Source organism: Enterobacter sp. A103 (assembly GCF_034427535.1).
In the GTDB taxonomy this organism is placed as follows: domain Bacteria; phylum Pseudomonadota; class Gammaproteobacteria; order Enterobacterales; family Enterobacteriaceae; genus Enterobacter; species Enterobacter asburiae_B.
On the sequence record NZ_JAXQPQ010000001.1, the window covers coordinates 436,348 to 462,342 of the forward strand.

The 25,995-nt window shown below is 54.0% G+C and carries 25 protein-coding genes and 2 pseudogenes; 9 read left to right on the top strand and 18 right to left on the bottom strand.

Features of this window, described 5'->3' with window-relative positions; all coding sequences use genetic code 11:
• Nucleotides 1-2 precede the first annotated feature (2 nt).
• The gene (gene tam / locus SPH27_RS02115) at nt 3-761 is read right to left on the bottom strand and encodes a trans-aconitate 2-methyltransferase (RefSeq protein ID WP_048981351.1); all 759 of its coding nucleotides are present in this window, start codon (nt 759-761) and stop codon (nt 3-5) included.
• A gap of 383 nt (nt 762-1,144) precedes the next feature.
• Between tam and SPH27_RS02120 the strand changes: the two genes are divergently transcribed.
• A complete protein-coding gene (locus SPH27_RS02120) occupies nt 1,145-1,783 on the top strand; it encodes an acyl-homoserine-lactone synthase (RefSeq protein ID WP_182072300.1) in 639 nt (212 codons plus the stop codon).
• Between the two features lie 14 nt (nt 1,784-1,797).
• On the opposite strand, the gene SPH27_RS02125 is transcribed toward SPH27_RS02120, so the two are convergent.
• Both SPH27_RS02125 and SPH27_RS02130 read right to left on the bottom strand, forming a co-directional pair.
• Nucleotides 1,798-2,490, bottom strand: a complete 693-nt coding sequence (locus tag SPH27_RS02125) for a helix-turn-helix transcriptional regulator (RefSeq protein WP_023311808.1) — start codon at nt 2,488-2,490, stop codon at nt 1,798-1,800.
• Nucleotides 2,491-2,792: 302 nt separating this feature from the next.
• The gene (locus SPH27_RS02130; RefSeq protein ID WP_182072298.1) at nt 2,793-3,377 is read right to left on the bottom strand and encodes an NUDIX domain-containing protein; all 585 of its coding nucleotides are present in this window, start codon (nt 3,375-3,377) and stop codon (nt 2,793-2,795) included.
• Nucleotides 3,378-3,463: 86 nt separating this feature from the next.
• Here SPH27_RS02130 and SPH27_RS02135 point away from each other — a divergent pair, with 86 nt between their 5' ends.
• Complete coding sequence (locus SPH27_RS02135; RefSeq protein WP_048981348.1) at nt 3,464-4,237, top strand: DeoR/GlpR family DNA-binding transcription regulator; 774 nt, start codon at nt 3,464-3,466, stop codon at nt 4,235-4,237.
• A 38-nt stretch (nt 4,238-4,275) separates the two neighbouring features.
• On the opposite strand, the gene SPH27_RS02140 is transcribed toward SPH27_RS02135, so the two are convergent.
• A complete protein-coding gene (locus SPH27_RS02140) occupies nt 4,276-4,638 on the bottom strand; it encodes a DUF4406 domain-containing protein (protein WP_048981347.1) in 363 nt (120 codons plus the stop codon).
• 149 nt (nt 4,639-4,787) lie between these two features.
• On the bottom strand, nt 4,788-5,159 hold the full coding sequence (locus SPH27_RS02145) for a VOC family protein (protein ID WP_048981346.1): 372 nt from the start codon (nt 5,157-5,159) through the stop codon (nt 4,788-4,790).
• Here SPH27_RS02145 and SPH27_RS02150 point away from each other — a divergent pair.
• Nucleotides 5,158-5,535 (top strand): annotated as a pseudogene (locus SPH27_RS02150) (LysR family transcriptional regulator); the annotation flags it as partial. The gene SPH27_RS02145 and the pseudogene SPH27_RS02150 overlap by 2 nt on opposite strands.
• A gap of 263 nt (nt 5,536-5,798) precedes the next feature.
• On the opposite strand, the pseudogene SPH27_RS02155 reads toward SPH27_RS02150, so the two are convergent.
• Nucleotides 5,799-6,050 (bottom strand): annotated as a pseudogene (locus SPH27_RS02155) (alpha/beta hydrolase); the annotation flags it as partial.
• Nucleotides 6,051-6,339: 289 nt separating this feature from the next.
• Here SPH27_RS02155 and SPH27_RS02160 point away from each other — a divergent pair.
• Together SPH27_RS02160 and SPH27_RS02165 are read left to right on the top strand one after the other, a co-directional pair.
• Nucleotides 6,340-7,305: a hypothetical protein gene (locus tag SPH27_RS02160; protein WP_182072292.1), complete on the top strand. Its 966-nt coding sequence runs from the start codon at nt 6,340-6,342 to the stop codon at nt 7,303-7,305.
• 15 nt (nt 7,306-7,320) lie between these two features.
• A complete protein-coding gene (locus SPH27_RS02165) occupies nt 7,321-7,905 on the top strand; it encodes a hypothetical protein (RefSeq protein WP_182072290.1) in 585 nt (194 codons plus the stop codon).
• A 42-nt stretch (nt 7,906-7,947) separates the two neighbouring features.
• Here SPH27_RS02165 and silA read toward each other — a convergent pair whose 3' ends face one another.
• Genes silA through SPH27_RS02185 form a run of 4 tightly spaced genes read right to left on the bottom strand, consistent with a single transcriptional unit; the run spans nt 7,948 to nt 14,116 of the window.
• The gene (gene silA / locus SPH27_RS02170) at nt 7,948-11,088 is read right to left on the bottom strand and encodes a Cu(+)/Ag(+) efflux RND transporter permease subunit SilA (RefSeq protein ID WP_182072369.1); all 3,141 of its coding nucleotides are present in this window, start codon (nt 11,086-11,088) and stop codon (nt 7,948-7,950) included.
• A gap of 10 nt (nt 11,089-11,098) precedes the next feature.
• On the bottom strand, nt 11,099-12,349 hold the full coding sequence (locus tag SPH27_RS02175; RefSeq protein WP_182072288.1) for an efflux RND transporter periplasmic adaptor subunit: 1,251 nt from the start codon (nt 12,347-12,349) through the stop codon (nt 11,099-11,101).
• Between the two features lie 11 nt (nt 12,350-12,360).
• Nucleotides 12,361-12,702: a cation efflux system protein CusF gene (gene cusF, locus SPH27_RS02180; protein ID WP_182072286.1), complete on the bottom strand. Its 342-nt coding sequence runs from the start codon at nt 12,700-12,702 to the stop codon at nt 12,361-12,363.
• A gap of 28 nt (nt 12,703-12,730) precedes the next feature.
• On the bottom strand, nt 12,731-14,116 hold the full coding sequence (locus SPH27_RS02185) for an efflux transporter outer membrane subunit (RefSeq protein WP_182072284.1): 1,386 nt from the start codon (nt 14,114-14,116) through the stop codon (nt 12,731-12,733).
• A gap of 162 nt (nt 14,117-14,278) precedes the next feature.
• Here SPH27_RS02185 and SPH27_RS02190 point away from each other — a divergent pair, with 162 nt between their 5' ends.
• The gene (locus tag SPH27_RS02190; RefSeq protein ID WP_087822596.1) at nt 14,279-14,962 is read left to right on the top strand and encodes a copper/silver response regulator transcription factor; all 684 of its coding nucleotides are present in this window, start codon (nt 14,279-14,281) and stop codon (nt 14,960-14,962) included.
• Complete coding sequence (locus SPH27_RS02195) at nt 14,952-16,406, top strand: Cu(+)/Ag(+) sensor histidine kinase (RefSeq protein WP_182072282.1); 1,455 nt, start codon at nt 14,952-14,954, stop codon at nt 16,404-16,406. The genes SPH27_RS02190 and SPH27_RS02195 overlap by 11 nt, the downstream gene beginning before the upstream one ends.
• Nucleotides 16,407-16,409: 3 nt before the next feature.
• On the opposite strand, the gene SPH27_RS02200 is transcribed toward SPH27_RS02195, so the two are convergent.
• The gene (locus SPH27_RS02200) at nt 16,410-17,315 is read right to left on the bottom strand and encodes a LysR family transcriptional regulator (RefSeq protein ID WP_048974778.1); all 906 of its coding nucleotides are present in this window, start codon (nt 17,313-17,315) and stop codon (nt 16,410-16,412) included.
• A 117-nt stretch (nt 17,316-17,432) separates the two neighbouring features.
• On the opposite strand from SPH27_RS02200, the gene SPH27_RS02205 reads away from it, so the two are divergent.
• The gene (locus SPH27_RS02205; protein WP_182072281.1) at nt 17,433-18,833 is read left to right on the top strand and encodes an MFS transporter; all 1,401 of its coding nucleotides are present in this window, start codon (nt 17,433-17,435) and stop codon (nt 18,831-18,833) included.
• 39 nt (nt 18,834-18,872) lie between these two features.
• Here SPH27_RS02205 and SPH27_RS02210 read toward each other — a convergent pair whose 3' ends face one another.
• The 6 genes from SPH27_RS02210 to SPH27_RS02235 form a co-directional block, all read right to left on the bottom strand.
• On the bottom strand, nt 18,873-19,358 hold the full coding sequence (locus tag SPH27_RS02210; RefSeq protein ID WP_023311839.1) for an Hcp family type VI secretion system effector: 486 nt from the start codon (nt 19,356-19,358) through the stop codon (nt 18,873-18,875).
• A gap of 21 nt (nt 19,359-19,379) precedes the next feature.
• Complete coding sequence (locus SPH27_RS02215) at nt 19,380-19,814, bottom strand: hypothetical protein (RefSeq protein ID WP_182072279.1); 435 nt, start codon at nt 19,812-19,814, stop codon at nt 19,380-19,382.
• Nucleotides 19,792-20,184 carry a polymorphic toxin type 44 domain-containing protein gene (locus SPH27_RS02220; RefSeq protein ID WP_032668456.1) on the bottom strand — a complete coding sequence of 131 codons (393 nt, stop codon included), beginning with the start codon at nt 20,182-20,184 and terminating at the stop codon, nt 19,792-19,794. The genes SPH27_RS02215 and SPH27_RS02220 overlap by 23 nt, the downstream gene beginning before the upstream one ends.
• 270 nt (nt 20,185-20,454) lie before the next feature.
• Nucleotides 20,455-21,450 carry a DUF2891 domain-containing protein gene (locus SPH27_RS02225; RefSeq protein WP_207167480.1) on the bottom strand — a complete coding sequence of 332 codons (996 nt, stop codon included), beginning with the start codon at nt 21,448-21,450 and terminating at the stop codon, nt 20,455-20,457.
• A 9-nt stretch (nt 21,451-21,459) separates the two neighbouring features.
• Nucleotides 21,460-22,446: a DUF979 domain-containing protein gene (locus SPH27_RS02230; protein WP_039262431.1), complete on the bottom strand. Its 987-nt coding sequence runs from the start codon at nt 22,444-22,446 to the stop codon at nt 21,460-21,462.
• Nucleotides 22,443-23,165, bottom strand: coding sequence for a DUF969 domain-containing protein (locus SPH27_RS02235; RefSeq protein WP_167818562.1), 723 nt, complete (start codon nt 23,163-23,165; stop codon nt 22,443-22,445). Before SPH27_RS02235 ends, SPH27_RS02230 begins: the two co-directional genes overlap by 4 nt.
• A gap of 198 nt (nt 23,166-23,363) precedes the next feature.
• On the opposite strand from SPH27_RS02235, the gene SPH27_RS02240 reads away from it, so the two are divergent.
• Nucleotides 23,364-23,909 (top strand): winged helix DNA-binding protein, encoded by a 546-nt coding sequence (locus SPH27_RS02240; protein WP_182073051.1) that lies wholly within the window; start codon nt 23,364-23,366, stop codon nt 23,907-23,909.
• A 2-nt stretch (nt 23,910-23,911) separates the two neighbouring features.
• Here SPH27_RS02240 and glgX read toward each other — a convergent pair whose 3' ends face one another.
• A complete protein-coding gene (glgX, locus tag SPH27_RS02245) occupies nt 23,912-25,987 on the bottom strand; it encodes a glycogen debranching protein GlgX (protein WP_182073050.1) in 2,076 nt (691 codons plus the stop codon).
• Nucleotides 25,988-25,995: the final 8 nt, after the last annotated feature.

Genomic DNA, 25,995 nt, shown 5'->3' on the forward strand with positions numbered 1-25,995 from the left:
CGTCAGGGCTGGCGTTGCGCCACAATAAACAGCCGCGGAAAAGCGAGCAGTATCTGCCCATTTTCCTGGAGCGGATACTGCTCTTCCAGAAGTTCATGGTAGCGTTTCAGGAAACGTTTCTGCTCGCTCTCATTAAGTTCCTGGAGCCACGGGCGCAAGCCGGTGGCGCTTACCCAGTCAATAATGGCCTGGTGCGAGCTCATTTTATGGAAATAGGTTGTCCGCCAGATATCCACGTCACAGCCCGCCTCGGACAAGATATCGTAGTAGGCATGCACACCCGGGAGAGGTTCGCGGCCGCGGTCAGGGTAGTCTTGTTCCAGCGCCACTTCGCGCATCGCCACATGAGTAGGTTCAAGCCAGTTGTCAGGCATCTGGATTGCTAATACGCCGTTAAGCGTGAGTAAAGAAACGAGATGAGGCAGGAGATCGTAATGGTCAGGAACCCATTGCAGCGAAGCGTTGGCATAAATCAGGTTCAGCGGCTGGCCAGGCTTATACTGGCGGATATCGGCCTCAACAAAATGGCAGTCAGGCAATGCGGCTCTTGCTTCCTCAAGCATTGCAGGGGAGTTGTCGACCCCGGTAATGTGCGCCGAAGGCCAGCGATGCTTCAACAGCGCGGTGCTGTTTCCCGGCCCGCAGCCTAAATCAGCGATGGTGGAGACCTCATCCAGAGGAATTCTGGCGAGCAGTTCAGCGGCAGGACGCGTTCTTTCCGCGCCGTACTGCAGATAAAGAGAGGGATTCCAGTCGGCCATTTTGGTTCTCCGTTTAGCATGCTTCTGCAAGAGTAGCACAGCATTAAGAACAGAGATAATAGGAGAAAAAATAGAAAAAGGAAATATTACCCCTTAAATACTTAAGGGGCAATACTTTAATTGTAATTATTTTATGATTATCGTTTTTTAATATTTTATCGGCTAAGTGCTTCTTACGCTCTGTACCCGAAACTATAAATATTAGATAATCATGAATGGATATATCCCTGGTGTTTCGTAGGTCTTTGACCTCCTGGCCACTGAGTTTCACGAGGACTTAGTGGCCGGGTACTTTTTAAGTATAAGGAATACCATGCACAATGAAAGCTGTCCTAAAAGACAGGGGATAATAGTTTCAGGTGTTATTATCAGGAATAAGAGCAATGAATTCTGTTATTGAGTTTTTTTTGCATGATTACGATGATTTACCGTCAGCATTAGCCCGCGAACTCTTCCGACTCAGGAGAAAAACCTTTCGGGACCGACTCGACTGGAAAGTTGAATGCGTTGAAGATATGGAAAAGGATCAGTTTGACAACCCAAACACGACATACTTGCTGGGTATGTATGAGGGACAGTTGTTATGCGGCGCACGATTCATTAACTCGACGCATCCGACGATGATAAGCGAAATCTTTCACAATTATTTTGACGAAGCCATTATTTTCCCGGCAGATGTTCCCAGCTGTGAAATTAGCCGTTTATTTTTAGATAAAGAAACACGAGACTCCGCAAGTCTGCAGGGCGTGCCCGCCAGTAAGGCATTGTTTCTTGCGATGAATATGTATTGCATAAAGCAAAAATACCATGGAATGTACGCAGTCGCCAGTCGCGGTATGTATGCCATATTTCGCCATGCGAACTGGAAAGTTGAAGTTATTCAACGCGGTGTTTCTGAAAAAGGGGAGGTTATTTACTATATTTATATGCCTGCCAGCATCAGCATTATTGAAGACATTATTAGCAAAGACAAATCCAGTCACTGGCTTCGCGAAATGCTGGAGCATTTACGCCACTTATAACCAGTGGCTGAGGCTCAGTCGTCCAGTAAACGTAGTTCTGTTCCAAGCTTTATTGCGTGTCTGGCATTATTCACACCGAGCTTTTTCATTACATTTCCCATATGGAACTTAACGGTGCGTTCAGCAATAGACAAAATAACAGAAATTTCTGCGTAGGTTTTCCCGGCGCTGACCCATTTAAGGATTTGTCGCTCACGTGGCGACAGAAAAACATTCTTTTTCTGTTGATGCTGGCTATACAGATTGAGTGTCTTCTGATGCAGTTGAACAAGGAAGCTTAGAAATTGTGGCCGATATTTTTCTATATCAATACCAGAATGCTTAGGACTGATGACGGATAAGACGACAAGATTATTCAGATAGTCATGCAGAGGAAAAGTCTGTCCCTGGTAGATATCATACTGGACGCTTTCGTTGAAAATGCGCGTCAGGTTATAACCATCCGACAGAATGACATCACTTTCCCAGAAAAAATCTTCAACACAGCGCAAAGCCCGAATGATAACAGGGTCAATGAACTGATATTTCCTGTCGAGGTAGATATCAAACCACTCGGGGCTGTTATTGATTATCCGCATCTGGGAAGGATCTTTCTTGTTCATAATGGCGTAGGCGAAGACGATCCCTTTGAAATCCTCAAAAAACGCGTCCAGCTCACTCTGAATTAGCGTATTGATCGCTATGTCGTTGTAATATGTATCCTTCACGTGAGTTGCTTGCCTCCTGTTCGAGTGGAGGAGCAAGTATAATATGCTTCGTTATCTGTAGCGAGTCGCATTTTAATCCAGCCAACAGATAAGACAGGCTACCTCAACTGGTAGCCTGATCAATGTGTGGCATTTCTAATGGTAAATGCAGATGACTCGGCGAATTTTTGAAGATTTTGTCAAATCCCGAAATAGTTCACTAAATATAGTAGGCTGCAAAATTTAGGAGGTTTTCCGCTTTACATTTGAGTAATGGACAAGCGTACCGATCCAGATTCAAAATCAGGATTTTAACCAGCAGTCTACATAATGCCTTTAAGAGCAATATGATAAAGCAGCATGATGGTTTTACCGTCGACAATCTTGCCTGTTTCAATGCCGCGTAATGCTGCTTCAAGCGTCATTTCCAGCACGTCGATATCTTCTCCCTCAGCCTTGATCCCGCCGCCTGCGCCGGTTCTGTCTTTCGGCTGATACTCGGCAAGATAAAAATAGAGTTTTTCCGTGACGGAGCCCGGGCTCATATAGGCTTCAAAGATTTTCTGCACCCTCGAAACCTGAAATCCTGTCTCTTCTTCCGCTTCAGCTTTTATGCGGCTTTCGGGATCCATGTTGTCCAGCAGTCCCGCCGCGGCTTCGATTAAATCGTCCTCATGGCCGTTGATAAAGACGGGAAAGCGGAACTGGCGTGTCAGGATCACCGTTTTTTTCTCACGGTTGTAGAGAAGAATAGTCGCGCCGTTGCCACGGTCGTAAACCTCCCGTTGCTGTCTTTGCCATTCGCCGTCACGGCGCTGCAGGTCGAAGGTGTATTTTTTAAGGTTGTACCAGTTATCTGACAGGGTTTCACTGTCAATGATGCGCACATCTGCACGTTTTGATTGCACGTTTGTTACTCCTTACGTAGAGTAGTTATCATAAACAGCATTATCGTGCACCTTCAAGATAAAACATGCAACATCAGGAATTCATGATGCTCACCAGTCAGCGAAAAAAATTGATCCTCGAAAAGCTCGGCGCCGAAGGTCAGGTCCAGTCAAAAGCACTCAGCATGCTCTTTGACGTTTCTGAAGACACCATTCGGCGTGATTTACGCGAGCTGGCGGCAGAAGGGCGTTTACAGCGGGTTCACGGCGGCGCGCTGCCGTCATCTTCTGCTATTGCTCCCTATGCCGAACGGCAATCCGTGAAGATGGATGCAAAAAAGAGGGTCGCCCGGAAAGGGGCACAGCTGATTTCATCAGGGCAGGTGGTGATCGTTGACGGTGGCACGACAACATCGGAGCTGATTACGTTTTTCCCTCCTGACCTGCGCATCACGGTGGTTACGCACAGCCCGAGCATCGCACTGCGGCTAGTGGATCATCCGTCCATCGAGGTGATTCTGATCGGCGGTCGCTTGTATAAACACTCCATTGTTGCGGTTGGCGCTGCGGCGATCGAAGGCATCGAAAATATTCATGCAGATCTGTTCTTTATGGGCGTGACCGGGATCCATCCTGAGGCGGGGCTGACAACCGGCGATTTCGAAGAAGCGTGCATCAAACGTGCATTTTCCGGCAGAGCCGCGGAGACGGTCGTCCTGGCTTCTCCGGAAAAGGTCAACACAGCGTCTTCGTTTGTGATTGGCGATGTGTCATCGGTGAACACCATCGTCGTTGAAGACAATACCGATCGGGACTGGATCCGCGCGGTATCGGAAAAGGGGGTATCCGTCGTGTTGACCTCAGAGAGTGACACTCTCTGATAGCCAGCCTGTGCTCACAGGCTGGCTGGCGGACTGCCTTAAGCCTCAGGAATATTCTCAAGTGCGGTATAAACCTTCAGGCCATATTTGCGGGCGACCTCAATGTCCATATCGGCACCTTTAGACGCACCGGCAATACGATAAATGGCATCACATTTAGCTATGAGCCGGTGAGCAACGGGGTACAGCATCGCTTCACTGATTTCATCACCAACCGCTTTCGATCCTGCGGCTTTTGCCAACGGCAAAGCCATCCATTCGCCAATGACCGGGATGTGACCCCGCTGGTAAACGGCTAGTGCTGCGCTTTCGAGACGCGCCAGATTCTCATCAATGCGTGCCTGAACGCCTTCGGTTCCGCTGCGATAGGGGCCAGCAATTAAAATCAGCTGTTGTGTCATAGGTACCTCTGCCAGTGTTATTGCATGAAGTTGCACGTTTACTGCCGATACCATACGGGATTGTGGCCGCGTTATGAAATACTTTCGCGCATTATCGTGCAAAAAGATGCATTACAGATCATTTAATCGCTTCTGACTGAAGGGCTGAGCTACTGACTTTCCGGCGCATGGCACACTGCCTCGATATTGTGGCCATCGGGCGAGATGACAAACGCGGCATAGTAATTTTCACCGTATGACCTCAACCCCGGCCCGCCGTTATCACGTCCGCCGGCGCGCAGGGCGGCATGGTAAAATTCATCGACCTGCTGGCGCGTGTTGGCTACAAACGCCAGATGCAAAAGGGCAGGTTTTTCATTTGTCTGAAAAAGACAGAGCGAAACATCGCCTGAACTCATTTCGACACCGTAGTCTGGCGTGCCCTCATCGATGAGTTCTACACCAAGCGGCTTAAGCGCATGGAGGAAGAAGGTTTTACTTTTTTCATAATCACTGACGCCGAATTTCACATGATCGAACATGTCACGACGTGGTGCTCCGGAAAGTATTGATGAATTATTCACCCATACGCTTGTCGGTTTCGATAATTTGACACCCTTTATTTTACAGGCACTTAAACAATACCCACAGCTAAACCACGATCTGTTTACCGTACGGACCGACAGTGATATTGCCCAATTAAACCTTATACGCGCAGGGGCCGGTATCGGTATGTGTCAGGTTCAACTGGCAGATTTTTCTCCGCCGTTGCAGAGGATAATGCCTGATTTCTTTGCGTTTCATCTGGACACATGGCTGGTAATGCATGAGGATTTACGCCACAGTCAGGCCTGCAAAACGGTGTTTGATTTTCTTGCTGAGGGTTTACTTGCTTATATCAACAGGGCAAAACGGTAAGCCATGCACTGTGAGATGATCAGCGTGACGATAGCAGCACGTGAGAAGACACTATCAGAGGACATCAGCATCCAGGTCCAACGTGTCCATAAGATGTCAGATTTCTTCTGATTCCACATTGGTACGCATAATGTATATTATGTTAAATGCGATATGGACATCAGAGAATAAGCCATAAACCGTTCAGTCAAAACCCTCATAGTTGCCTTCCCTCTCACACCAATGCAGTGACCCAAAGGTCACTGCATTGGTTACTGAGGAAGTTATCTTTTATTCAGATATTTATTGAAGAAGGCCGTGATGTTATCGAACGGGTTCTTATCCATACGATCATATAAATCGACATGCGTGGCATCTTTAACAACCAGAAGCTCTTTTGGCTGATTTGCCGCTTCATAAGCCGTTCTGAAGAAGTAAAGCGAATGCGCTTTTTCGCCATGAATGAACAGGATTGGACGCGGAGAAATTTCCTTAATGTAAGTCATCAGCGGGAAATTCATGAAGGACATCGGAGTTGGTTATGGACATCGAAACTCAATGAAGGTGTATACAGACTACCATCCCGTCATCAACATGCTCCATCAAATGACCAATTTCGTTGATGAGATGTCTGGCACCATGCTCCGTTAACAATACTAGTAACGGGTCGATACCCCTCTCTGACTTGGACCTTTAAGGAACATCTTTATGATTTGATCGCTGAGTTAACGCTGCTATTATCTAAGTCTTAATGTTCGAATCATAAATTCTTTTTATTAATTACCTTGCTGTCTAATTGTCCTCACGGAATGAAGAAGCTCTCTGATGAACTTACCCGGTCAACAGTTGCCTGACACCACCCTCCCCGGTTATGACCTCTCGCGCAGCTTAGGCCTTCAGGCGGGTACTGATATCGATTTTAAAAAGCTAGCCGCCCAACTCGACTGCACGCGTAATTTTTACAATGTCGGCATCATTTTTGATGATGGCAAACAACGCTGGCTGGTACGCCCTTCACGCCGCATTGCAGATGTGAATCAGAGCACCGTCAGCCATGTGATAATCAGTAAAATTCCGGATGCTAAGGAAATCAGTGCAGAAAAAGCTGTGGTGGCGACGCTAACGACTCCCTCACTTGCTACGGAAATTACCTCAACCGGTTTTGCCTGTGGCGCGATGATTGTTACGCTTGTTATGGCGTTTGGTGCCGGTGCGGCAGTGCCTTTTACCGCTGGCGGGTCCGGTGTGATTGCCGCGATTAGCCTGTCCGGTACGCTGGCAACTGGCGCACAATGCATGATTGGCGCGGGCCGTCTGCTGGCTATCCATAACGATCATGGTTCCGATGTTGCCTGGCTCGACAGCCAGGACTGGTATGTAGCTACCACGACGGTTCTGGATGTCATTTCGCTGGCTGCGGCAGGAACGGCGCTGCGAGGTACTTTAGAAACGTACAAGCTGATGAAAGCGGCATCCTCAAGTAAAGTTACCGCCTGGTTCCAAAGCCTGAGCCGTGCTGAGCGTAAGCGCATCACGGAAGAGATCATTAAAGCGCAGAATCCAGGTATTTCCAGCGCCGGCGTGAAGGCAGCGATCCGCGCAGGCGTCTACCCGAAACGTTTCCCCAGTGAATCATTACAAAAATCACTGCAACGTGAGCTGATGAGTGCCGTGAACAACGCATCGGCCTTTGTGGGCAGTTCACTCACGGGGACGATCCGCAATCCTCAAAACACCGTCCAGTCCGGGCGCTATGTAGTCGGTCTGTTGCAGTCATTTTCGCCTAACTAAACGCTGAGTATTCAAATGGTTAAAGTTTTTTTCCGCCGCCTGCAACACTGTAACGAGGTGGCTACCAGCATAAGCAATGCCTCCCCGACACAGCTGCAACAGCTAAAGACTGAGTTGGCTGACAAAATGGGCAAACCTGTAGGTCTACACACCATGGGTATTCCAGCGGCGATCAGTACCCTCGGGGTGATTGTCAGTTTCGCTATTCCTCAGCTGTGGCTGGGGTATGGCGTACTCGCAGGACTCGACCAGTCAGCGGAACACGTATTCGTCTGGGTTGTCCTGATCGCCCTTCTATTCGCTGGCCTTAACGGCGTGACGATGTTTATGATTGGCAAAGGCAGCATGCGCGCCGTGAGGTTACACCTTACGCTGGGGGTGATAAGCCTGGTATTAACAGCAGCCTATATGCTGGTCGCGCTGAGCGGTAGCGCAGCTCCGGGCGTCAGTCTGACCGCGGCGCTAGTGAGTTTCGGCATGCTACTGCTTAGCGGCAGCTGTATCCTTTCCACCGCCTTCTATAAGATGCTGCTGTTTACTCTGCATAATCGTGCCTGGCGCAAGCTTCTCAGCCAGACGCGTGCTAAAACAGCGCGCTAAGGGTTCATCCCGTAAAAAACCCGCCATCGCTGGCGGGTTTTTTTATGGCTTTTTATGCCTGCGCAGCCAGATTAACTTGTATGCCGCAGGAATAATAAACAGCGATAACAGCGGCGCCGTGATCATCCCGCCAATCATCGGCGCCGCTATCCGGCTCATGACCTCTGACCCTGCCCCCGTTCCCCAAAGAATGGGCAGCAGGCCGGCAATAATCACCGCGACGGTCATGGCCTTTGGCCGCACGCGCAGCACGGCGCCATGGTAAAGGGCGTCATCAAGCCCCTGTTCGGTGAACGTGTCCTGATGGGACAACGCCGGATGCGCCTCAACGGCATGACGCAAATACATCAGCATGACTACACCAAATTCTGCCGCCACCCCGGCCAGGGCGATAAAGCCGGTGCCGGTTGCCACAGACATATGGAAGCCCTGCCAGTAGAGGAACCATATTCCCCCGACCAGGGCGAACGGCAGACTCATCAGGATCAGCAGCGCTTCATCCACGCGGCGGAACGCCAGATACAGCAGAATGAAGATGATCATCACCGTCATCGGCACCATCAGCTTCAGTTTCTTGTTGGCGTGTTCGAGCAGCTCAAACTGCCCGGAGAATGACACGCTGGTACCCGGCCTCAGCTTTACGTTCTGACTGATGGCCGTCTTAATGTCGTTCACCACCGACACCATATCCCTGCCGCGGGCATCAATATAAATCCAGCTCGCAGGGCGGGCATTCTCCGTTTTCAGCATCGTGGGACCGGAAACCACGTTGATATCCGCCACATCGCCCAGCGTGATCTGCTGTTTCATCGGCGTCAGGATCGGCATTTGCTTTAACGCGTTCGGGCTGTTCCGGTAGTCCTGGGGATAGCGGATATTAATCGGGTACCGGGCGACGCCTTCCACCGTTTCCCCCACCGTCGCCCCGCCGATGGCCGAGGAGACGAACAGCTGCACATCGCCCACCGTCATCCCGTAGCGCGAGGCTTTTTCCCGGTTGATATCGACATCAATGTAGCGCCCGCCCTCCAGACGTTCAGCCAGGGCAGACACCACGCCCGGCACCGTTTTGGCTACCGCCTCGATGCTCTGCGCCGTGGCGTCGATATCCGACAGAACGGTACCCGACACCTTGATACCAATCGGGCTTTTGATCCCAGTTGAAAGCATATCGATGCGGTTACGAATGGGCGGAACCCAGAGGTTCGCCAGGCCGGGCAACCGAACGGTCTTGTCGAGTTCGTCAATAATCTTGTCAATCGTCATGCCGGGCCGCCACTGATCCTCAGGTTTGAGCTGAATCGTGGTTTCCACCATTTCGAGCGGCGCGGAATCCGTTGCGGTCTCAGCCTTACCCGTTTTACCAAAAACGGAGGCCACTTCTGGCACGGTTTTGATTAACTTGTCCGTGGTCTGCAACAGTGCGGCCGCTTCTGCCGGAGAGACGCCCGGCAACGTTGACGGCATATACAGCAGATCGCCTTCGTTGATCTTCGGTAAAAACTCGCCGCCCACCTGGCTGAGAGGCCAGATCACCGTGAAGATGGACAAGGCCGCAACCAGCAGGGTTGTTTTTGGCCAGCGGAGCACCTTAATCAGTAGCGGATGGTAGGCTTTAATCAGCAGCCTGTTCAGTGGGTTACTGGTCTCAGCGGGAATCTTACCCCGGATCCAGAACCCCATCAGGATGGGGATAACGATTATAGCCAGCGCAGCCGCACCCGCCATGGAGTACGTTTTGGTGAAAGCCAGCGGACCAAACAGCCGCCCTTCCTGCCCCTCAAGAGTAAAGATGGGAATGAAGGACAGGGTGATAATCAGCAGGCTGATAAACAGCGCGGGGCCAACCTCGACAGAGGCGTTGGTGATCACCTTCCAGCGCGTGGCGTTATCAATCTGCTCTCCCGGATGCTGGTGATCCCACTCTTCGAGCCGTTTGTGCGCGTTTTCAATCATGACGATGGCGGCATCCACCATCGCCCCGACGGCAATGGCAATGCCTCCCAGCGACATAATGTTGGCGTTCAGCCCCTGGAAATGCATGACGATAAAGGCAATACACAGGCCAAGCGGCAGAGAGATAATCGCGACCAGCGCAGAGCGGACGTGCCACAGGAACAGTGCGCAGACGATGGCCACCACAATAAACTCTTCGAGCAGCTTGGAACTCAGATTGTCGATTGCCCGATCGATGAGCTGGCTGCGATCGTAGGTGGTCACAATCTCAACGCCTTCCGGCAGGCTGGCCTTCAGCGTCTCGAGCTTATCTTTCACCGCCGTGATGACTTCACGCGCATTTTTACCTGAACGCAGGATCACCACGCCACCCGCAACTTCCCCCTGCCCGTTTAATTCGGCAATGCCGCGGCGCATTTCCGGCCCCGTTTGTACGCGGGCGACATCGCGAAGATAAATCGGTACCCCGTTCTCTCCGGCTTCCAGGACAATGTTATTGAAATCATCCATCGTCTGCAGATAGCCGCTGGCCCGGACCATATACTCCGCTTCCGCCATTTCAACTGACGATCCCCCCGCCTCCTGGTTAGACGACTCAAGGGCCTGCTTAACCTCCGGCAGGCTAATGCCGTACTGAGCCAGTTTTAACGGATTGACCTGGATCTGATACTGCTTTACCACGCCGCCGACGGAGGCCACTTCAGCCACGTTCGGGATGGTTTTCAATTCAAATTTCAGGAACCAGTCCTGCAGCGAGCGCAACTCTGCGAGATCGTGTTTTCCGCTGCGATCCACCAGCGCATACTCAAATATCCAGCCCACGCCGGTGGCATCAGGACCGATTTCTGAGCTCACGCCGGCAGGCAGCTTGCCCTGAACCTGGTTCAGATACTCCAGCACGCGCGAACGCGCCCAGTACAAATCGGTGCCGTCTTCAAAAATGACGTACACGTACGAATCGCCAAACTGCGAAAAACCGCGCACGGTCTTTGCGCCGGGAACCGACAGCATGGTGGTAGTCAGTGGATAGGTGACCTGATTTTCAACAATCTGCGGGGCCTGGCCGGGATAGCTGGTTTTGATAATCACCTGCACGTCAGAGAGGTCGGGCAAGGCATCGACCGGGGTGTTGATGATGGTCCACGTCCCCCAGACGCTGAGGAACAGCGCCCCCATCATGACCAGGAAACGGTTGGCGACCGACCGCCGGATAATCCATTCAATCATCATCGTCTCCTTAATGGCCAGAATGCGCGTCGTCAGCGGCTTCAGCGTGACGCATGCGCTCCAGCGCGCCGGTAATATTAGCCTCCGAGTCAATCAGGAATAGACCGCTGACCACCACCGACTCCCCCTCTTCCAGTCCGCTACCAATGCCGGACTGCTCCTGAGATTCGTGCAGTACGTGGATCCTTTTCGGTACAAAATTCCCGTCCGCATCGACGGTAATCACGCGCTGTTCTTTACCTGTATCGATAACAGCCTGGGAAGGGATCAGCAGCATTTCCTGGCTTTGGGTATTCAGCTTCAGATACGCGTTCATGCCCGGTTTCAGCAGCTCATCCCTGTTAGAGACCTGCAGGCGCACCTGCAGCGTACGGGTGGTTGGATCCACGCTTGGCAGAAGACTCCATTTATCAACCGGGAAGGATTTATCCGGATAAGCCGGTATCGAAACCGCAAACTGCGAGGTCTCTTTCAGCAGATAAGCAATGGATTCAGGCACTGCCGCGCCGATCCAGACCGGATCCATCCCCTGAATTTGCGCTACCACCTTATCTTTGGAAATATTCATGCCGGTACGCAGATCAAAGGCCGTGATCGCTCCGTCGATCGGCGCCCTGATGGTAAACCGGGTCTGAATAGTACGGGTCGCACGCAGCCTCTGAATATCCTCATCCGGCATACCCGCCAACCGAAGCCGTTCCAGAACCCCTTTGATTTGCGTCGGCGTTCCGCCGGTGCCGGATAACAGCAGAAACTCGCTCTGCGCCTCTACCCAGTCAGGAATGGTTATATCAATGAGCGGCGTGCCTTTCTTCACCTTATCGCCCGTCGTCAGCGGGTATACTTTTTCCACAAAGCCTTCCGCACGCGCCTGCACAATGACAAACTGATAGTCGTTATAGCTGACGTTGGCCGGGATCGTCTGGGCATAGTTCAGCGTTCCGCGCGTCACTTTTTGCGTTTTTAATCCGAGGTTCTGAACCTGTGTCGGGTCAATACGGATACCGGCACTGCTTTTATTCTCATTTTCATCCGCATATTTCGGTACCAGATCCATATCCATAAACGGCGATTTACCGGGCTTATCGAATTTCACGTCTGGCTTCATTGGGTCATACCAGAAAAGCACCTTTCTTTCTGGTGCGCTATTTTCTGTTTTTTCAGATGAATGAAGCGCCTGCCATGCCGTCACCGATATCAGCCCTCCCGCAATAAGGCTGCTGACTATCACGGCGGCATATTTTATTTTTACTGAGGCCATGCCGCGTCTCGCTATTTAATGCTCTTGAGTAAAGAGAGATTGCCCTGCTGAACAAACGAGAAATTCACGTGGTTACCGACTTTTAAGGCATTGATACTCTCGTCAGCCTGAATAAAGGTAAAACGCATGGTCATCGCGGGCCAGCCAATTTCCGGGATCGCTTCATGGGAAATCGTGACTTTTTTATTTGTGAGATCAATGTCCTTCACGATGCCGGTTCCCGTGATGAGCTGCTCTGAGGTCCCTTCGCTGGCAGCACTCATCATCTCGTGCTGATGAACTTCAGCCTGGAGGCCGGCAGAAAACACAATGGAGATTGCACCAAATACAACGGCCTTAAGTGAATTGCGCATGGTTATTTTCCTGTTTAATTAAATAAGGTTATTCGACCCAACCGCCGCCGAGCGCGGTGAAGAGATTAATTTCATTAACCTGCCGGGCATAAATAAGGTCGAGAATATTTTGCTGGGTGGCGAAAAGAGAACGCTCCGCGTCAAGCACTTCGATATAGCTGACCGCGCCGCTGGAATATAACCCTCTGGCACGTTGAAGCGTGATGCGGAGTGAATCCAGATACCGCTGTTGTGCAGCAAGCTGCTGGTTAATGCTGTCCCGCAGCGCGAGCGCGTCGGCAACCTGTTTAAAGGCGGACTGAATTTTTTGTTCGTAATTAACCACCGACTGCTGCTGGCGAATTTCGGCCAGCTTCAGGTTGGCCTTATTTCTGCCCGCATTAAAAATGGGAATTTCTATTTTAGGAATAAAATTCCACATCCCGCTCCCGGAAGTAAAGAGGCTGGACAACTCCGTGCTTCCGGTTGATAGCCCGCTGGTGAGAGATATGGACGGGAAAAAGGCGGCGCGCGCCGCACCGATATTCGCATCGGCCGCTTTAAGCTGATACTCCGCCTCCATAATATCCGGGCGCTGCAGCAGTATCGCGGAGGAAAGATGGGGAGGCAGTTTTACCGGGGCGACATCGCTGGCGTTCATGCCGCCGTCGCCCGGGAGCGCGCGATACGTGCCGAGGACCAGCTGCAGGGCGTTATTGGCCTGCGCCAGCTCCCCCTCTCTTTTGGCAATCTCTGCCTGCGTGCTTTCGATCTGTCCCCGGGCCTGTTCCAGCGCAAGGACGCTCGTACTGCCCGTCACCAGCTGCTGCTCAACGAACGCATAAGACTGCCGGTAATTTTTCAGCGTATCCTGCGCGATACGCAGCTGTTTATACGCCAGCTGCTGGTTGAAATAGCTCTGGGAAACGTTAGAGACGAGCAGGATATGCACCGCGCGACGGGCCTCTTCGCTCGCGAAAAAATTTTGTCGGTCGGCCTCGCTCATGTTCTTCAGCTTGCCGAAGAAATCGAGTTCATAGCTAAGCGCAAGGCCCGCGTCGTACTGCTGCGCGGTGGGTTTGTCACTTTTCAGCCCGCCGCTGTACGTGATGCCCGAGGAGGCATTCAGCTGAGGGTAGCGATCCGCATCCGTCACGTTGAACTGCGCCCGGGCCTCTTCGACCTTCAGGGCGGCCATTTTCAGATCGCGATTGTTCTTCAGGGCCTCCGTAATCAGCCCGGCAACCTGAGGGTCGACGAAAAAGTTGCGCCAGCCGGTATCCTGATACCCTGCCGCCGCGGGCGTCAGGCCGTTACGGGAGAGCGAAAACTGCCGGGGGACAGGTGCCTCCGGCCGCTGGTACTCCGGGGCCAGCGAGACGCAGCCTGCCAGAATAAATACCGTACTGATGCTTAGTCGTTTTAACAGGAACATAACGGTTCAAATAAAGTCCAGAGTAGTTTTAGGGCTACTCTACGCAACGCATCCTGTTTGACGGGTGACAGGATAATGACAATGTTGTCATTTTTAGCGTAAGTCATTGTTAACGGCGGTACGCTCACTAGAATGTCATCAGCAGCCAGTCAGGGGAGCACGATGAAAATACTGATCGTCGAAGACGAAATGAAAACCGGTGAGTACCTGAGTAAGGGGCTGACTGAAGCGGGGTTTGTGGTTGACCACGCGGATAATGGCCTGAACGGCTACCATCTCGCCATGACCGCTGAATACGATCTGCTGATTCTGGATATCATGCTGCCCGATGTGAACGGCTGGGACATTGTCCGCATGCTCCGCTCTGCGGGAAAAGGGATGCCCATCCTGTTACTCACGGCTCTCGGCACGATTGAACACCGGGTTAAAGGGCTTGAGCTGGGCGCGGATGACTATCTGATTAAGCCATTCGCTTTTGCCGAGCTGCTCGCCCGGGTGAGGACGCTGTTGAGACGCGGAAATACGGTGATCGCGGAAAGCCAGCTTCAGGTGGCGGACCTGACGGTTGACCTCGTGTCGAGAAAAGTAAGCCGGGCCGGAAGCCGCATCTCCTTAACCAGCAAAGAGTTCAGCCTGCTGGAGTTTTTCCTGCGTCATCAGGGAGAGGTGCTTCCCCGCGCCCTGATTGCCTCCCAGGTATGGGACATGAATTTTGACAGCGACACAAACGCAATTGACGTGGCGGTAAAGCGGCTTCGCGCGAAAATCGATAACGATTTTGAACCGAAGCTGATCCAGACGGTGCGCGGCGTGGGCTATATGCTGGAGGTGCCGGATGCGCGTTAAGCTTCCCGGGCGCCCTTTTTCGCTTGCCCTGCGGCTGACCTTTTTTATCAGTCTCTCCACGATACTGGCCTTTTTCGCCTTTACCTGGTTTATGCTGCATTCCGTTGAAAAGCACTTCGCCGAGCAGGATGTCAGCGACCTGCAGCAAATCAGCACCGCGATGCACCGCATCCTGCAGTCTCCGGTCGATCCTGACCAAAAGAAAATCAGTAAAATCAAAGAGTCGATCGCCAGCTACCGCAACGTAGTCGTCCTGCTCCTGGATCCGCAGGGCAATATCCTGTTCAGCTCGGCGCAAGGGGAAGCACTGCGCCCTGCGATGAACGCGGCGGACTTCAGCGAACACCGCCGCGCGCAGGATGTGTTTCTCTGGACGGTTGAAGACTCTGCCGCAAACATGCACGCCGGGTCCGACATGAAAATGGAAACGTACCGGATTATCGCCTCTTCAGGCACGGCGACGCTGCAGGGCAAAACGCAGGGCTACGTGATGCTGATCGGGCTCTCCATCAATTTTCATCTGCACTACCTTGAGGCGCTGAAAAAGAATCTCCTGGCAATTGCCGCGGCGATCAGCCTGCTGATTATTCTTGTCATTCGCATCGCGGTTCGTCAGGGACATTTGCCCCTGCGTAACGTCAGCAACGCCATTAAAAATATCACTTCAGAAAACCTCGACGCGCGGCTGGAGCCGTCCCGCGTGCCCGTTGAGCTGGAACAGCTGGTCATCTCCTTCAACCATATGATCGAAAAGATTGAAGATGTCTTTACCCGCCAGGCGAATTTTTCCGCCGATATCGCGCATGAAATCAGAACCCCCATCACCAACCTGGTGACGCAAACGGAAATCGCGCTGAGCCAGAACCGCTCGCAGAAAGAGCTGGAAGATGTTCTGTACTCCAGCCTGGAAGAGTACAACCGGATGACCCGCATGGTCAGCGACATGCTTTTCCTGGCGCAGGCGGATAATAATCAGCTCATCCCTGACCGGGTGGTGTTTGATTTAAGTGCGGAGGTCATGAAAGTCTTCGATTTCTTCGAAGCCTGGGCGGAAGAACGCAACGTTACGCTGAAATTTAACGGGATGCCCTGCCTGATAGAAGGCGATCCGCAGATGTTCCGGAGAGCAATGAATAATCTGCTCTCCAATGCCCTGCGCTATACGCCAGCAGGAAAAGCGGTGACGGTTTCCATCAGAGAACAGGATAACGACGTTGAACTGATGATAGAAAATCCCGGTACGCCGATCCCGCAAGAGCATCTGCCAAAGCTGTTTGACCGTTTCTATCGCGTCGATCCGTCAAGGCAGCGCAAAGGCGAAGGCAGCGGGATCGGGCTTGCCATCGTGAAGTCCATCGTCTCCGCGCATCACGGAAAAGTCCGCGTGGAATCGGATGCGGCATCGACGCGCTTCATCCTCATCGTGCCGGGAAAAGTGGCCTGAGCGTCAGCGCACGGCCCGACACACTTCCAGTACTTTTTCCCTGAGCCATCGATGTCCCGGGTCCCTTTCCATGCGCGGATGCCACATCTGTGACACCGTAATGGTCCGGGTTTTAAACGGCAGTTCAAAGACGTGTACGCGCTCGTTCATCGGCTGATTGAGCAGGTACAGCGCCGGCACCATGGCAATCAGATCGGACGCCAGCGCCACGGATAGCGCCGTTGGAAATCCGGGCACCACGCTGGCGACCTTGCGTTTCATCCCCCGTTCCGCCAGCGCGTCATCGACAAACCCGTGTAGCGATCCGTCCGGCGAGGCCACCACGTGGCCCCACGCGACATAATCGTCAAGGCTGACGTCAGGCCGTAATGAGAGCGGATGTCCCTTACGCACCGCGCCAACAAACCGATCCTGAAAGAGCCGTTGCAGCCGTATTTCCGGCCCCATATTGCTCTGCACGCCGATCTCCAGGTCGACCAGCCCCTCACGCAAATAGCGCGACGTTTTTTCAGGTTTTGGCGAGAAGCGGATGCACACCCCGGGGGCAACGCTCGCCACCGCCGCAATCAGCAGTGGCCCAAACGCCACCACAAAACCGTCGTTGGCTCTGATGGTGAACAGCCGCTCGAGACTTTCAACCTTCAGCGCGTCGGTGGAGGGCTGTAGCACTGCCCTCGCCTCATGCACGGCAGTTCTGGCTCGGTCCCGCGTGGCTTCGGCCCAGGGCGTCAGCACCATATGGCGACCGGCCCGCACAAGAATAGGATCGCCGGTCACCTCCCGCAGCCTGCTCAGGGTGCGGCTCATGGCGGAGGTGCTGAGGTTCAAACGTCGCGCCGCGCCCGCCACGCTGGCTTCGGCCAGCAGAACGTCGAGCGCAACCAGAAGGTTAAAGTCAGGATCGGACACGGTGACTCCTAAGATAAGGCGTTATATGCAACAGTTAAGTGCAGCTGATGCGTCTTCCGCCCTGTATACCGCATGCTTATAGTTTCGTCATCACTATTCTTATGCGGAGTAACGACGATGACGCTATTTTCAAACCTGCCCGGCGATGAAGGCTTACCCGGTCATGAACGCGCCCGGGTCATGGCCGCCGTCATGACCACCACGCTGATGGGCGTCTTTGACGGCACCATGATCAACATCGCGCTGCCCTCCATGGCAAGGGCGATGCAGGTACCCGCAAACGTTGCGGTCTGGTTCTCCAACGGTTACCTGCTTTCAGCGGCAATGACGTTAGCCATCTTCGCGGCGCTGGCGGCGCGCGTGGGCTATCGCCCGGTGTTTCTTGCCGGGCTTGCCACCTTTACGCTCACCTCGCTCGGCTGCGCGCTGGCAGCGACGCCGGAAATGTTAACCGGCATGCGTATTCTGCAGGGCATCGGCGGCGCGGCCACCCTGAGTATCGCCCCGGCGATCCTGCGATCCGTTTTTCCGGGTCGACTGCTTGGCCGTATTCTGGGGCTGCACGCCCTGCTTATCGCCTCCAGCACGGCGATTGCCCCCGTGCTTGGCGGAACCATACTGGACGCGCTGAGCTGGCAGTGGCTGTTCGCCATTAACATTGTTCCGGGCAGCGTCGCCCTGCTGCTGGCGTGGCGGGCCTTGCCGCGGGAAACGGCCGTTGACCGCTCGCCCTTTGACGCGCCGGGCGCCATGCTCTCCGCCGTGCTGTTAGGTTCAGCAATCATGCTGGCCGACAGCCTTCAGCACGTGACGCAAAACATCAACCAGGTGGCCACGGGCTGGGGGCTGCTCGCGCTGGTCAGCGCCCTCGCCTTTATCTGGCGGATTCGGCGCGCGCGAAGTCCCATCCTGCCGCCCGTCATGTTTAAAAACGGACGCTTTACCCTCGCCGCCCTGACCTCGCTGGCCTCGTTTGTCAGTCAGGGCATCACCTTTGTCGCGCTGCCGTTTCTGTTTCAGAGCGTGTATGGCTACAGCCCGGTGGTCTCCGCGCTGCTGTTCACCCCGTGGCCGATTGGCATCGTGCTGATCGCGCCGCACGCGGGACGATGGGCAGATACGATTTCCGCGCCGCTGATCTCGACAATCGGGCTGATGATTTTTGTCTGTGGGCTGGTCCTGCTGGCGACGTTGCCGGAAAATCCTTCCGCATGGAATATCTGCTTGCGCAGTCTGGTTTGCGGGATTGGGTTTGGCTGCTTCCAGAGCCCCAATAACCGGGAGATGCTCTCTAACGTGGCGCGAGAATATGCCAGCTATGCCTCCGGCGTGTTGTCGATTGTAAGGACATTCGGCCAGTGTCTCGGTGCCGCCGCGGTGGGCGTGCTGCTTGCGACGGCCGGATCAGACCATGGCCGGGCCGTGCATTTTGCGCTGTGGATAGCCGTCATCGCCTCAACGGGATCGGTGTTGTTTAGCGTGAGTCGGCTGCGCCCTGCAGTTCGGGCATCAGCGTAAACTGTTGCAGCGCCTTTCGGCGCTGCTCGTTTATAACGCCTACGCTGTAAGGCGTTCATTCCACGCATCAGTGTATTGAATATTTCCGTCCAGGATTTTCCATGTGATTTTTGCGTATCGCAAAGATACATTTTCCAGGTGACCAGTACCAGGACAATCTCTTGTATCATGCATAACTGGAGTTATTGAAATGACTTTCACACCTTCCATAAGAATATTGAAGTATTCCACTTCCTGACCAGCATCATTGATGTGATAGAACTTTAATTCAGCACTTTGAAGCGTCTGACCTGTAGCCACTGCTTTGTATAGATAGGGTGAGGATGAATCAATTGCTTTTGTTAAACTGAAAGCTGAGTGTTGCCTTGTACCTGTAAGTTTACCTGTTGCCTCATCTGTTGGAATGCTCAGGTTATGGATCAGATCTCTAAGCTCTATGCTTCCTTCACGGTCTGCAACATCAGAACCGCCACGGATCATTGCTCCACCATCGTCTTTCAAAAAGAGGTGTACTGGTACAGCCATTTCTAAAACTCCTTATGCTAATTAATCTCTTATTCCATTTGCTATGAGGTTAATTACAGGCATGATCGCTACACCATCTGCATAGAACAGATCCGAATTAGTGAATGAATAAACCTTACCTGTGATTTTTATATTTACCGTGTTCCCATAAGCAGAAGCTGTAACATTGCTTGTATTAGCTTCAAGGAACGGCGATCGATCTTTAAGGGCCTTCATAATGTTCCCGCTTTTGTCTTTATCTAAATAGAAGCGGTAAATATCCGACACCGAAGCTCCTCCGTCATCATACTTTGTTATGTACAGTGTGACGGTATCAGATAGTTTCTGTTTGCTGACAAAGCTATCGTGAGGAGGTGCATTAAAATAATATTGATATGTCAGAAACCCGCAAACAATGATCAATAAAATCGTTGTGAGTAAATAATGAAGCCGTTTAATAACCGTGTTTCTTTGCATATTCAATCCCTTGACTTATCCAAAACTGATCGTGAGGATCATCCCCATATGGCGGTTTTTGATACCAGTGCCCCCATTTCTTTTTGGAGGTTTTAGCTCTTTCCTGCGCCCATCCTGCCCCCATCAATAACGTTTCTGATGGTATCCCGGCAGCATAGCCAGCCGAACCATAATTGAAGTTACCAAAGTTCGCTAACTCAGGGTGTCCCTGCTTGTAATCCCATGGCCCCTTATTTCTTACTTTTTGATAAAACCAAAGATAGGTTGTAGGGATAGCCATATTTCTACTCATACCATGCGCTCTTGCAATCCTCATGTTTGCCAATGCAAGCGCGATTCCTTCTTTTGGTAACAAAGGTATAACAGCCATATTAACCACTCTTTTCACATGGATATATGACCACGTATCGTACACTTTTGCGATAGTAAAAAAGATATCTGTTTCGAGACAAATGACGGAAAAATAACCGATTAAGATATTAATCGCATTAAAAATAAAGAAATTTAGGCTGCGCCTGCAGTTCGGGCATCAGCCTGATTCGCCCGGCGGCGCTACGCTTGCACGGGCCTACAAGGAAGCTTTGCACAATGTAGGCCGGGTAAGCGCAGCGCCACCCGGCAAGAAAGACGGCGCGTTCGTTTACTCCAGCGCCAGCAGCGCAAAGCTCGCCAGCCAGTGCCCGCCGCTGTAGTGGCTGCCGACCACATGCTCAACGCTAGCCGTCAGGTGTTTCGTCACCGCCTCGCGAAGCGCCTGCTGCGCCGGATGGTTTGCGGGAAGCGCTCTGGCAATATGCTTCATGCACCAGGCGCGGCTGAGGTTTAACCCATCGAGATGGGCAATTTTCGGGTCGGTACGATCGCTCACTTCCGCCGGGTTCATCAGCGCCGCAATGGTGCCCACCTCCGGGAGAAATGCGTCAAACCAGGCCGGGAAGTCCTCCAACACTTTGCTCATCAGCAGCGCTTCCGTCAGCGCGCCGGAAATATACTCATCACCGCCGGGCTCGTAGTGGGCCGGATAGCGCGTGTCGGCGAGATAAAACCGCTCCGCCGCCGTGACAATCGCCTGCTCAAGCGCGCTATCTTCTACTGCTCGGGCGTAGTCCAACCCAAGCGCGAGGGCAAACGCCGTGTTGTAGTGCGTCCCGACGCGGATCGGATAGGTGAGCTTGCTGAGATAATTTACCAGGCGGTTACGAATATCCTGGGTTAACGGCTCAAGCGTCCGGTACCAGCCTGCGGCCTGCGGCAGCGACGACTGCTTTAGCTCCTGGGCCAGCGCCAGCAGCCAGCCGTAGCCATACGGGCGCTCAAACGAGGCGCGGAACGGCGCGGTGAAATAGGCCAGCTCCTTCGCCACGTTCTCTTCCGTCAGGTGCTCGTCGACAAGCGCGACGATCGCGTCCCGGCTCGGCAGCTCCGGGTAGAGGCGCACGCAGCGCAGCAGCAGCCAGTAGCCGTGCACCGCCGAGTGCCAGTCGAAACAGCCGTAGAAAATGGGGTGCAGTTCGCGCGGCGGCAGAACGTCACCATCATCATTCAGCAGGTGCATGATGTGGTTCGGGTATTCCTGGCGCAAATAGGTCAAAGGCATGCGGGCAAACGCGTCAGCCTGATGTTGCGTTAATTCCATAACAGCTCCTTAGCGAAACACGAGGAAATACATGAGGAACACGTTCACCACCAGCAGGGTTAACGCGGTCGGGATCTGGATCTTGATCACCTGATATTTGTCTTTCAGCTCCAGCAGCGCGGCGGGAACGATATTGAAGTTAGCGGCCATCGGCGTCATCAGCGTGCCGCAGTAGCCCGCGTACATGCCAATCGCCAGCAGCGGCGCCGGGTTGCCGTGATGCACGTTGATCAGAAACGGCAACGCGATCCCCGCGCTCAGCACCGGGAAGGCCGCAAACGCATTTCCCATGATCATGGTAAACAGCGCCATCCCCACGCAGTAAATCACCACCAGCATAAAGCGGTTATCCGGGTTAACGAACAGGCTCACCACCTTCTGCACCGAGTCACCGGTATTGGCCGCCACGAACACGCCGCCGAGCATGGCCAGCATCTGCGGAAGGATCACCGCCCAGCCGATGGTGTCGACAAGACGGCGAGACTGGCGAATGGCGTGCAGCGGCGTGCCTTTGGTCAGCCACCAGCCGGTGAGGATCGCCGCGACGCAGGCCACGCACAGCGCCGCCAGAGTGAGCTGCTTCTGATCGAGCAGGAACACGCCGCCAACCGAAACCCCTTTCAGGAACAGGGTGCCTATAACCGTCACCACCGGGATCATCAGCGCGGGCAGGAACAGCCAGTTTTTAAGGCGGTTTGACGACGCGAGACGTTCGTCTTCGGTCGACATTTTATAGTGCCCTTTCCCGACCAGACCAAAGCCCGCCAGCAGCGCGATAGCGATAACGCCGCCGCCAACGATCCGGTACGCCAGCGATTTACCCAGCTCCTGCACCATCAGGTCACCGAACAGGAAGATCCCGCCGAATAAGAACCAGAACAGCGCGGTGGTAAAACGCTTCGGATTGGCGCGATCGCGCAGGGTCATCACAACCAGCAGCATCACGACGAAGCCGATCAGGTAGTACACGCGGTTAATGGTGATAAGCGTCATCATTGCGCGGCCCCCTGCATGCCCTGCTCCGCGCGCCAGGCCATGACGTCGCGACGGATGCTGGCATCCAGGCGCAGCAGGCGCGTCATATGAATAACTAATGCCGCAATGGCGGTTGGGATAGCCCACAGGCCGATATGCAGCGGTTCGATGCCCTGAATGCCATTCTCTTTCAGGAACGCGTCGATCAGCAGCACCGCGCCGAAGGCAATGAAGATATCTTCCCCAAAGAAGACCGCAATGTTGTCGCACGCGGCGGCATGGGCTTTGATTTTGTCGCGGATGTGCTGCGGCAGCTCGCCGTATTCGTTCAGCGCCGCCCCTTCGGCCATCGGCGCCAGCAGCGGACGCACCGTCTGGGCATGACCGCCCAGCGACATCAGCCCCAGCGCGGCGGTGCCTTCACGGGCGACAAAATAGAGCATCAGAATACGCGCCGAGGTCGCGCTGGCGATCTTCGCCACCCAGGCCTGGGCGCGCTCCTTGAGCCCGTAATATTCCAGCAGACCAATCACCGGCAGGATCAGAATGAAGGTCGCCAGGGATCGGCTATTCACGAACTTTTCGCCAAAGGTCTCCAGCAGCATCCCGAAATCCATACCGACCAGCAGACCCGTCGCCAGCCCCGCCACTACGACTACCAGCAGCGGGTTGAAGCGCAGTGCAAAACCAATAACCACGATCGGTATCCCGATCAGCGGCAACAGCGTAGTACCGTCCATAACGTTTACCCTATCCAAAGTGAGCGTTGCGCGCCGACGGCTATTTTTTTATTTTGCGGCGAGCGATGTTGTGTTTTTCGACAGGTTCGGAAAACCTGCGCTAAAAAGCTATATCTGAACCTCAAAAACATGTAAACAAATTATCAATAAAATGTTCTTATTTTATCGATGAGTTTACATTTCTGGCTAAGGAACGTTATGACCTCGAAAAAGAGTGCTACACCCCCTCACGACGATATCAACGACGGCCGGATCGTCTCGTCCCGCCACCTGGTGTCCGAGCGCTGCGCGGAACTGTCAGAGCTGGAGTACGCGCTGATCATGACCAGTAACGCGTTCAATAAATGGATGGTGCGCTGCATGGCCGCTGCCGGCGAACCGGATATGGGCGCATTTGACGTCTCGCTGCTGCATCATGTGAACCACCGCGACCGCAAGAAAAAGCTGGCCGATATCTGTTTCGTACTTAACGTGGAAGATACCCACGTGGTGACCTACGCCCTGAAAAAGCTGGTCAAAGCGGGCTACGTGACGAGCGAGAAAGCGGGCAAAGAGCTCTTTTTCTCGACTACCGAGGACGGGAAAGCGTTGTGTATGAAGTACCGGGACGTGCGGGAGGCGTGTCTGATTGCAATCCACGCGGAGAGCGGCATTGCCGGGAAGTCGATTGGCGAAACCGCGCAGCTGTTACGCACGATCTCCTCCCTGTATGACACCGCCGCCCGCGCGGCGGCATCACTCTGAAGCTAAGGACGTCTAAAGAGGGTAATACTGCGTCCGGCCAGTTCGTACTCTACGGTTTCGGTGATCGCTGTCCCGGCGGCAGCGCCATCTGCCGTAGACAGCTCCAGCACCCATCCCCCTTCGCCAAACTGCGGGATCTGGAACGGCACGGTCCCTTCAAACGGGTTGAACAGCATCAGCACGTCGTGCCAGATGCCGTCCTCCTGCCTGAGATCGGGCCTGCTGATGGAGACGCCGAGCGTCGAGCCTTCATCCCACTGCTCGGCCTGCTGCGGGCCGCCGCCGGCATTGAACCAGCGGATCTCCAGCCCGTCGCGCCAGCTTTCACGGCGCAGCAGCGGCTGTTGCGCGCGAAGGTCAATGAGCCGTCGGGTAAACTCGCGCAGCGCAGCGTCGTTTTCGGTTATCCCGTTCCAGTCGATCCACGAGATCTCGCTGTCCTGGCAGTAACCGTTGTTGTTGCCCTTCTGCGTGCGGCCAAACTCGTCCCCCGCCAGCAGCATCGGCGTGCCGTGGGAAAACAGCAGCGTGGTCAGGAAATTCCGCTTCTGCCGTTCGCGGGTGGCAATAATATCCGGGTTCTCCGTCGGCCCTTCTTCGCCATAGTTGTACGAGCGATTATCGTTATGCCCGTCGTTATTGTCCTCGCCGTTGTCGGCGTTGTGCTTCTCGTTGTACAACACCAGGTCATTCAGCGTAAAGCCGTCGTGAGCGGTGATGAAGTTGACGCTGGCCCACGGACGACGCCCGCGCAGGTCGTACAGATCCCCGGATCCCAGCAGCCGTGCGGCAAAGTCGTTGGAGACGTTATCGCCCTTCCAGTACTCGCGTACGGTATCGCGGTATTTGTCGTTCCACTCACCCCAGCCCGGCGGGAAACCGCCGACCTGATACCCGCCGGGACCGATGTCCCAGGGTTCACCAATCAGCTTAAGTCTTGATAACACCGGATCCTGTGTCATGGCGTCGAAGAAACCGCCGCGCGGGTCAAACCCTTCCGGCTCTCGGCCCAGTATCGTCCCCAGGTCGAAACGAAAACCGTCAATATGCATCGATTCCGCCCAGTAGCGCAGCGAATCCATCACCATCTGCAGCACGCGCGGGTGCGAGGTGTTGACCGTGTTTCCCGTCCCGGTGTCGTTGATGTAATACCGGTGCTGGTCCGGCAGGGTGCGGTAATAGCTGTAGTTATCAATCCCCTTAAACGAGAGCGTGGGGCCAAGCTCGTTCCCTTCCGCCGTGTGGTTGTACACCACGTCCAGAATCACCTCGATGCCCGCATCGTGATACGCGCGTACCATGTCGCGAAAACCCTGGATCCCCGCCGGGCCGTAGTAGCGCGACGCCGGAGCAAAAAAGCCGAGGGTGTTATAGCCCCAGAAGTTCTTCAGGCCGCGATCGAGCAGATGCTGGTCGTCCGGGAACCAGTGAACCGGCAGAAGCTCCACCGAGGTGATGCCAAGACTCTTGATGTAGTCGACCGAGGCTTTGTGTCCCATCCCCTCAAACGTGCCGCGCAGCTCCTGCGGGATGGCCGGGTTCATCTGGGTAAAGCCCTTCACGTGGCTCTCATAGACGACGGTATGCGGCCAGGGCACGTTTGGCCGGCTGTTGTCCTGCCAGTCAAAGGCGTTCGGGTCGATGACCTTGCATTTCGGCGTGAACGACGCGCTGTCGCGCGTGTCAAAGCTTAAATCTAACTCGTCATGCCCCAGCTCATAGCCGAAATGGGCATCGTTCCAGTCGATATCGCCCACCAGTTCTCGGGCGTAAGGGTCGATAAGCAGCTTGTGCGGGTTAAAGCGGTGGCCGTTTTCCGGATCGTAAGGGCCGTAGACGCGATAGCCGTACAGCGCGCCGGGCTTCAGGTCCGGCACATAGCCGTGCCAGACCTCATGGGTATATTCCGGCAGTTCCAGCCGGGCGATTTCGTTTTTCCCGGACGGGTCAAACAGACAGAGTTCCACCCGCTCGGCGTGAGCGGAGAACAGCGCGAAGTTGACGCCCTTCCCGTCATAATTCGCCCCCAACTGCTGGCCATGACCGGCCCGAATTTCAAACGTAGTATCCTTTGCCATTTTCGTTC

Coding starts and splice junctions, on each gene's coding strand:
- tam (WP_048981351.1), bottom strand. CDS start 761: ATGGCCGACTGGAATCCCTCTCTTTATCTGCAGTACGGCGCGGAAAGA.
- SPH27_RS02120 (WP_182072300.1), top strand. CDS start 1,145: ATGAATTCTGTTATTGAGTTTTTTTTGCATGATTACGATGATTTACCG.
- SPH27_RS02135 (WP_048981348.1), top strand. CDS start 3,464: ATGCTCACCAGTCAGCGAAAAAAATTGATCCTCGAAAAGCTCGGCGCC.
- SPH27_RS02140 (WP_048981347.1), bottom strand. CDS start 4,638: ATGACACAACAGCTGATTTTAATTGCTGGCCCCTATCGCAGCGGAACC.
- SPH27_RS02145 (WP_048981346.1), bottom strand. CDS start 5,159: ATGTTCGATCATGTGAAATTCGGCGTCAGTGATTATGAAAAAAGTAAA.
- SPH27_RS02160 (WP_182072292.1), top strand. CDS start 6,340: ATGAACTTACCCGGTCAACAGTTGCCTGACACCACCCTCCCCGGTTAT.
- SPH27_RS02165 (WP_182072290.1), top strand. CDS start 7,321: ATGGTTAAAGTTTTTTTCCGCCGCCTGCAACACTGTAACGAGGTGGCT.
- silA (WP_182072369.1), bottom strand. CDS start 11,088: ATGATTGAATGGATTATCCGGCGGTCGGTCGCCAACCGTTTCCTGGTC.
- SPH27_RS02175 (WP_182072288.1), bottom strand. CDS start 12,349: ATGGCCTCAGTAAAAATAAAATATGCCGCCGTGATAGTCAGCAGCCTT.
- cusF (WP_182072286.1), bottom strand. CDS start 12,702: ATGCGCAATTCACTTAAGGCCGTTGTATTTGGTGCAATCTCCATTGTG.
- SPH27_RS02185 (WP_182072284.1), bottom strand. CDS start 14,116: ATGTTCCTGTTAAAACGACTAAGCATCAGTACGGTATTTATTCTGGCA.
- SPH27_RS02190 (WP_087822596.1), top strand. CDS start 14,279: ATGAAAATACTGATCGTCGAAGACGAAATGAAAACCGGTGAGTACCTG.
- SPH27_RS02195 (WP_182072282.1), top strand. CDS start 14,952: ATGCGCGTTAAGCTTCCCGGGCGCCCTTTTTCGCTTGCCCTGCGGCTG.
- SPH27_RS02205 (WP_182072281.1), top strand. CDS start 17,433: ATGACGCTATTTTCAAACCTGCCCGGCGATGAAGGCTTACCCGGTCAT.
- SPH27_RS02210 (WP_023311839.1), bottom strand. CDS start 19,358: ATGGCTGTACCAGTACACCTCTTTTTGAAAGACGATGGTGGAGCAATG.
- SPH27_RS02215 (WP_182072279.1), bottom strand. CDS start 19,814: ATGCAAAGAAACACGGTTATTAAACGGCTTCATTATTTACTCACAACG.
- SPH27_RS02220 (WP_032668456.1), bottom strand. CDS start 20,184: ATGGCTGTTATACCTTTGTTACCAAAAGAAGGAATCGCGCTTGCATTG.
- SPH27_RS02225 (WP_207167480.1), bottom strand. CDS start 21,450: ATGGAATTAACGCAACATCAGGCTGACGCGTTTGCCCGCATGCCTTTG.
- SPH27_RS02230 (WP_039262431.1), bottom strand. CDS start 22,446: ATGATGACGCTTATCACCATTAACCGCGTGTACTACCTGATCGGCTTC.
- SPH27_RS02235 (WP_167818562.1), bottom strand. CDS start 23,165: ATGGACGGTACTACGCTGTTGCCGCTGATCGGGATACCGATCGTGGTT.
- SPH27_RS02240 (WP_182073051.1), top strand. CDS start 23,364: ATGACCTCGAAAAAGAGTGCTACACCCCCTCACGACGATATCAACGAC.
- glgX (WP_182073050.1), bottom strand. CDS start 25,987: ATGGCAAAGGATACTACGTTTGAAATTCGGGCCGGTCATGGCCAGCAG.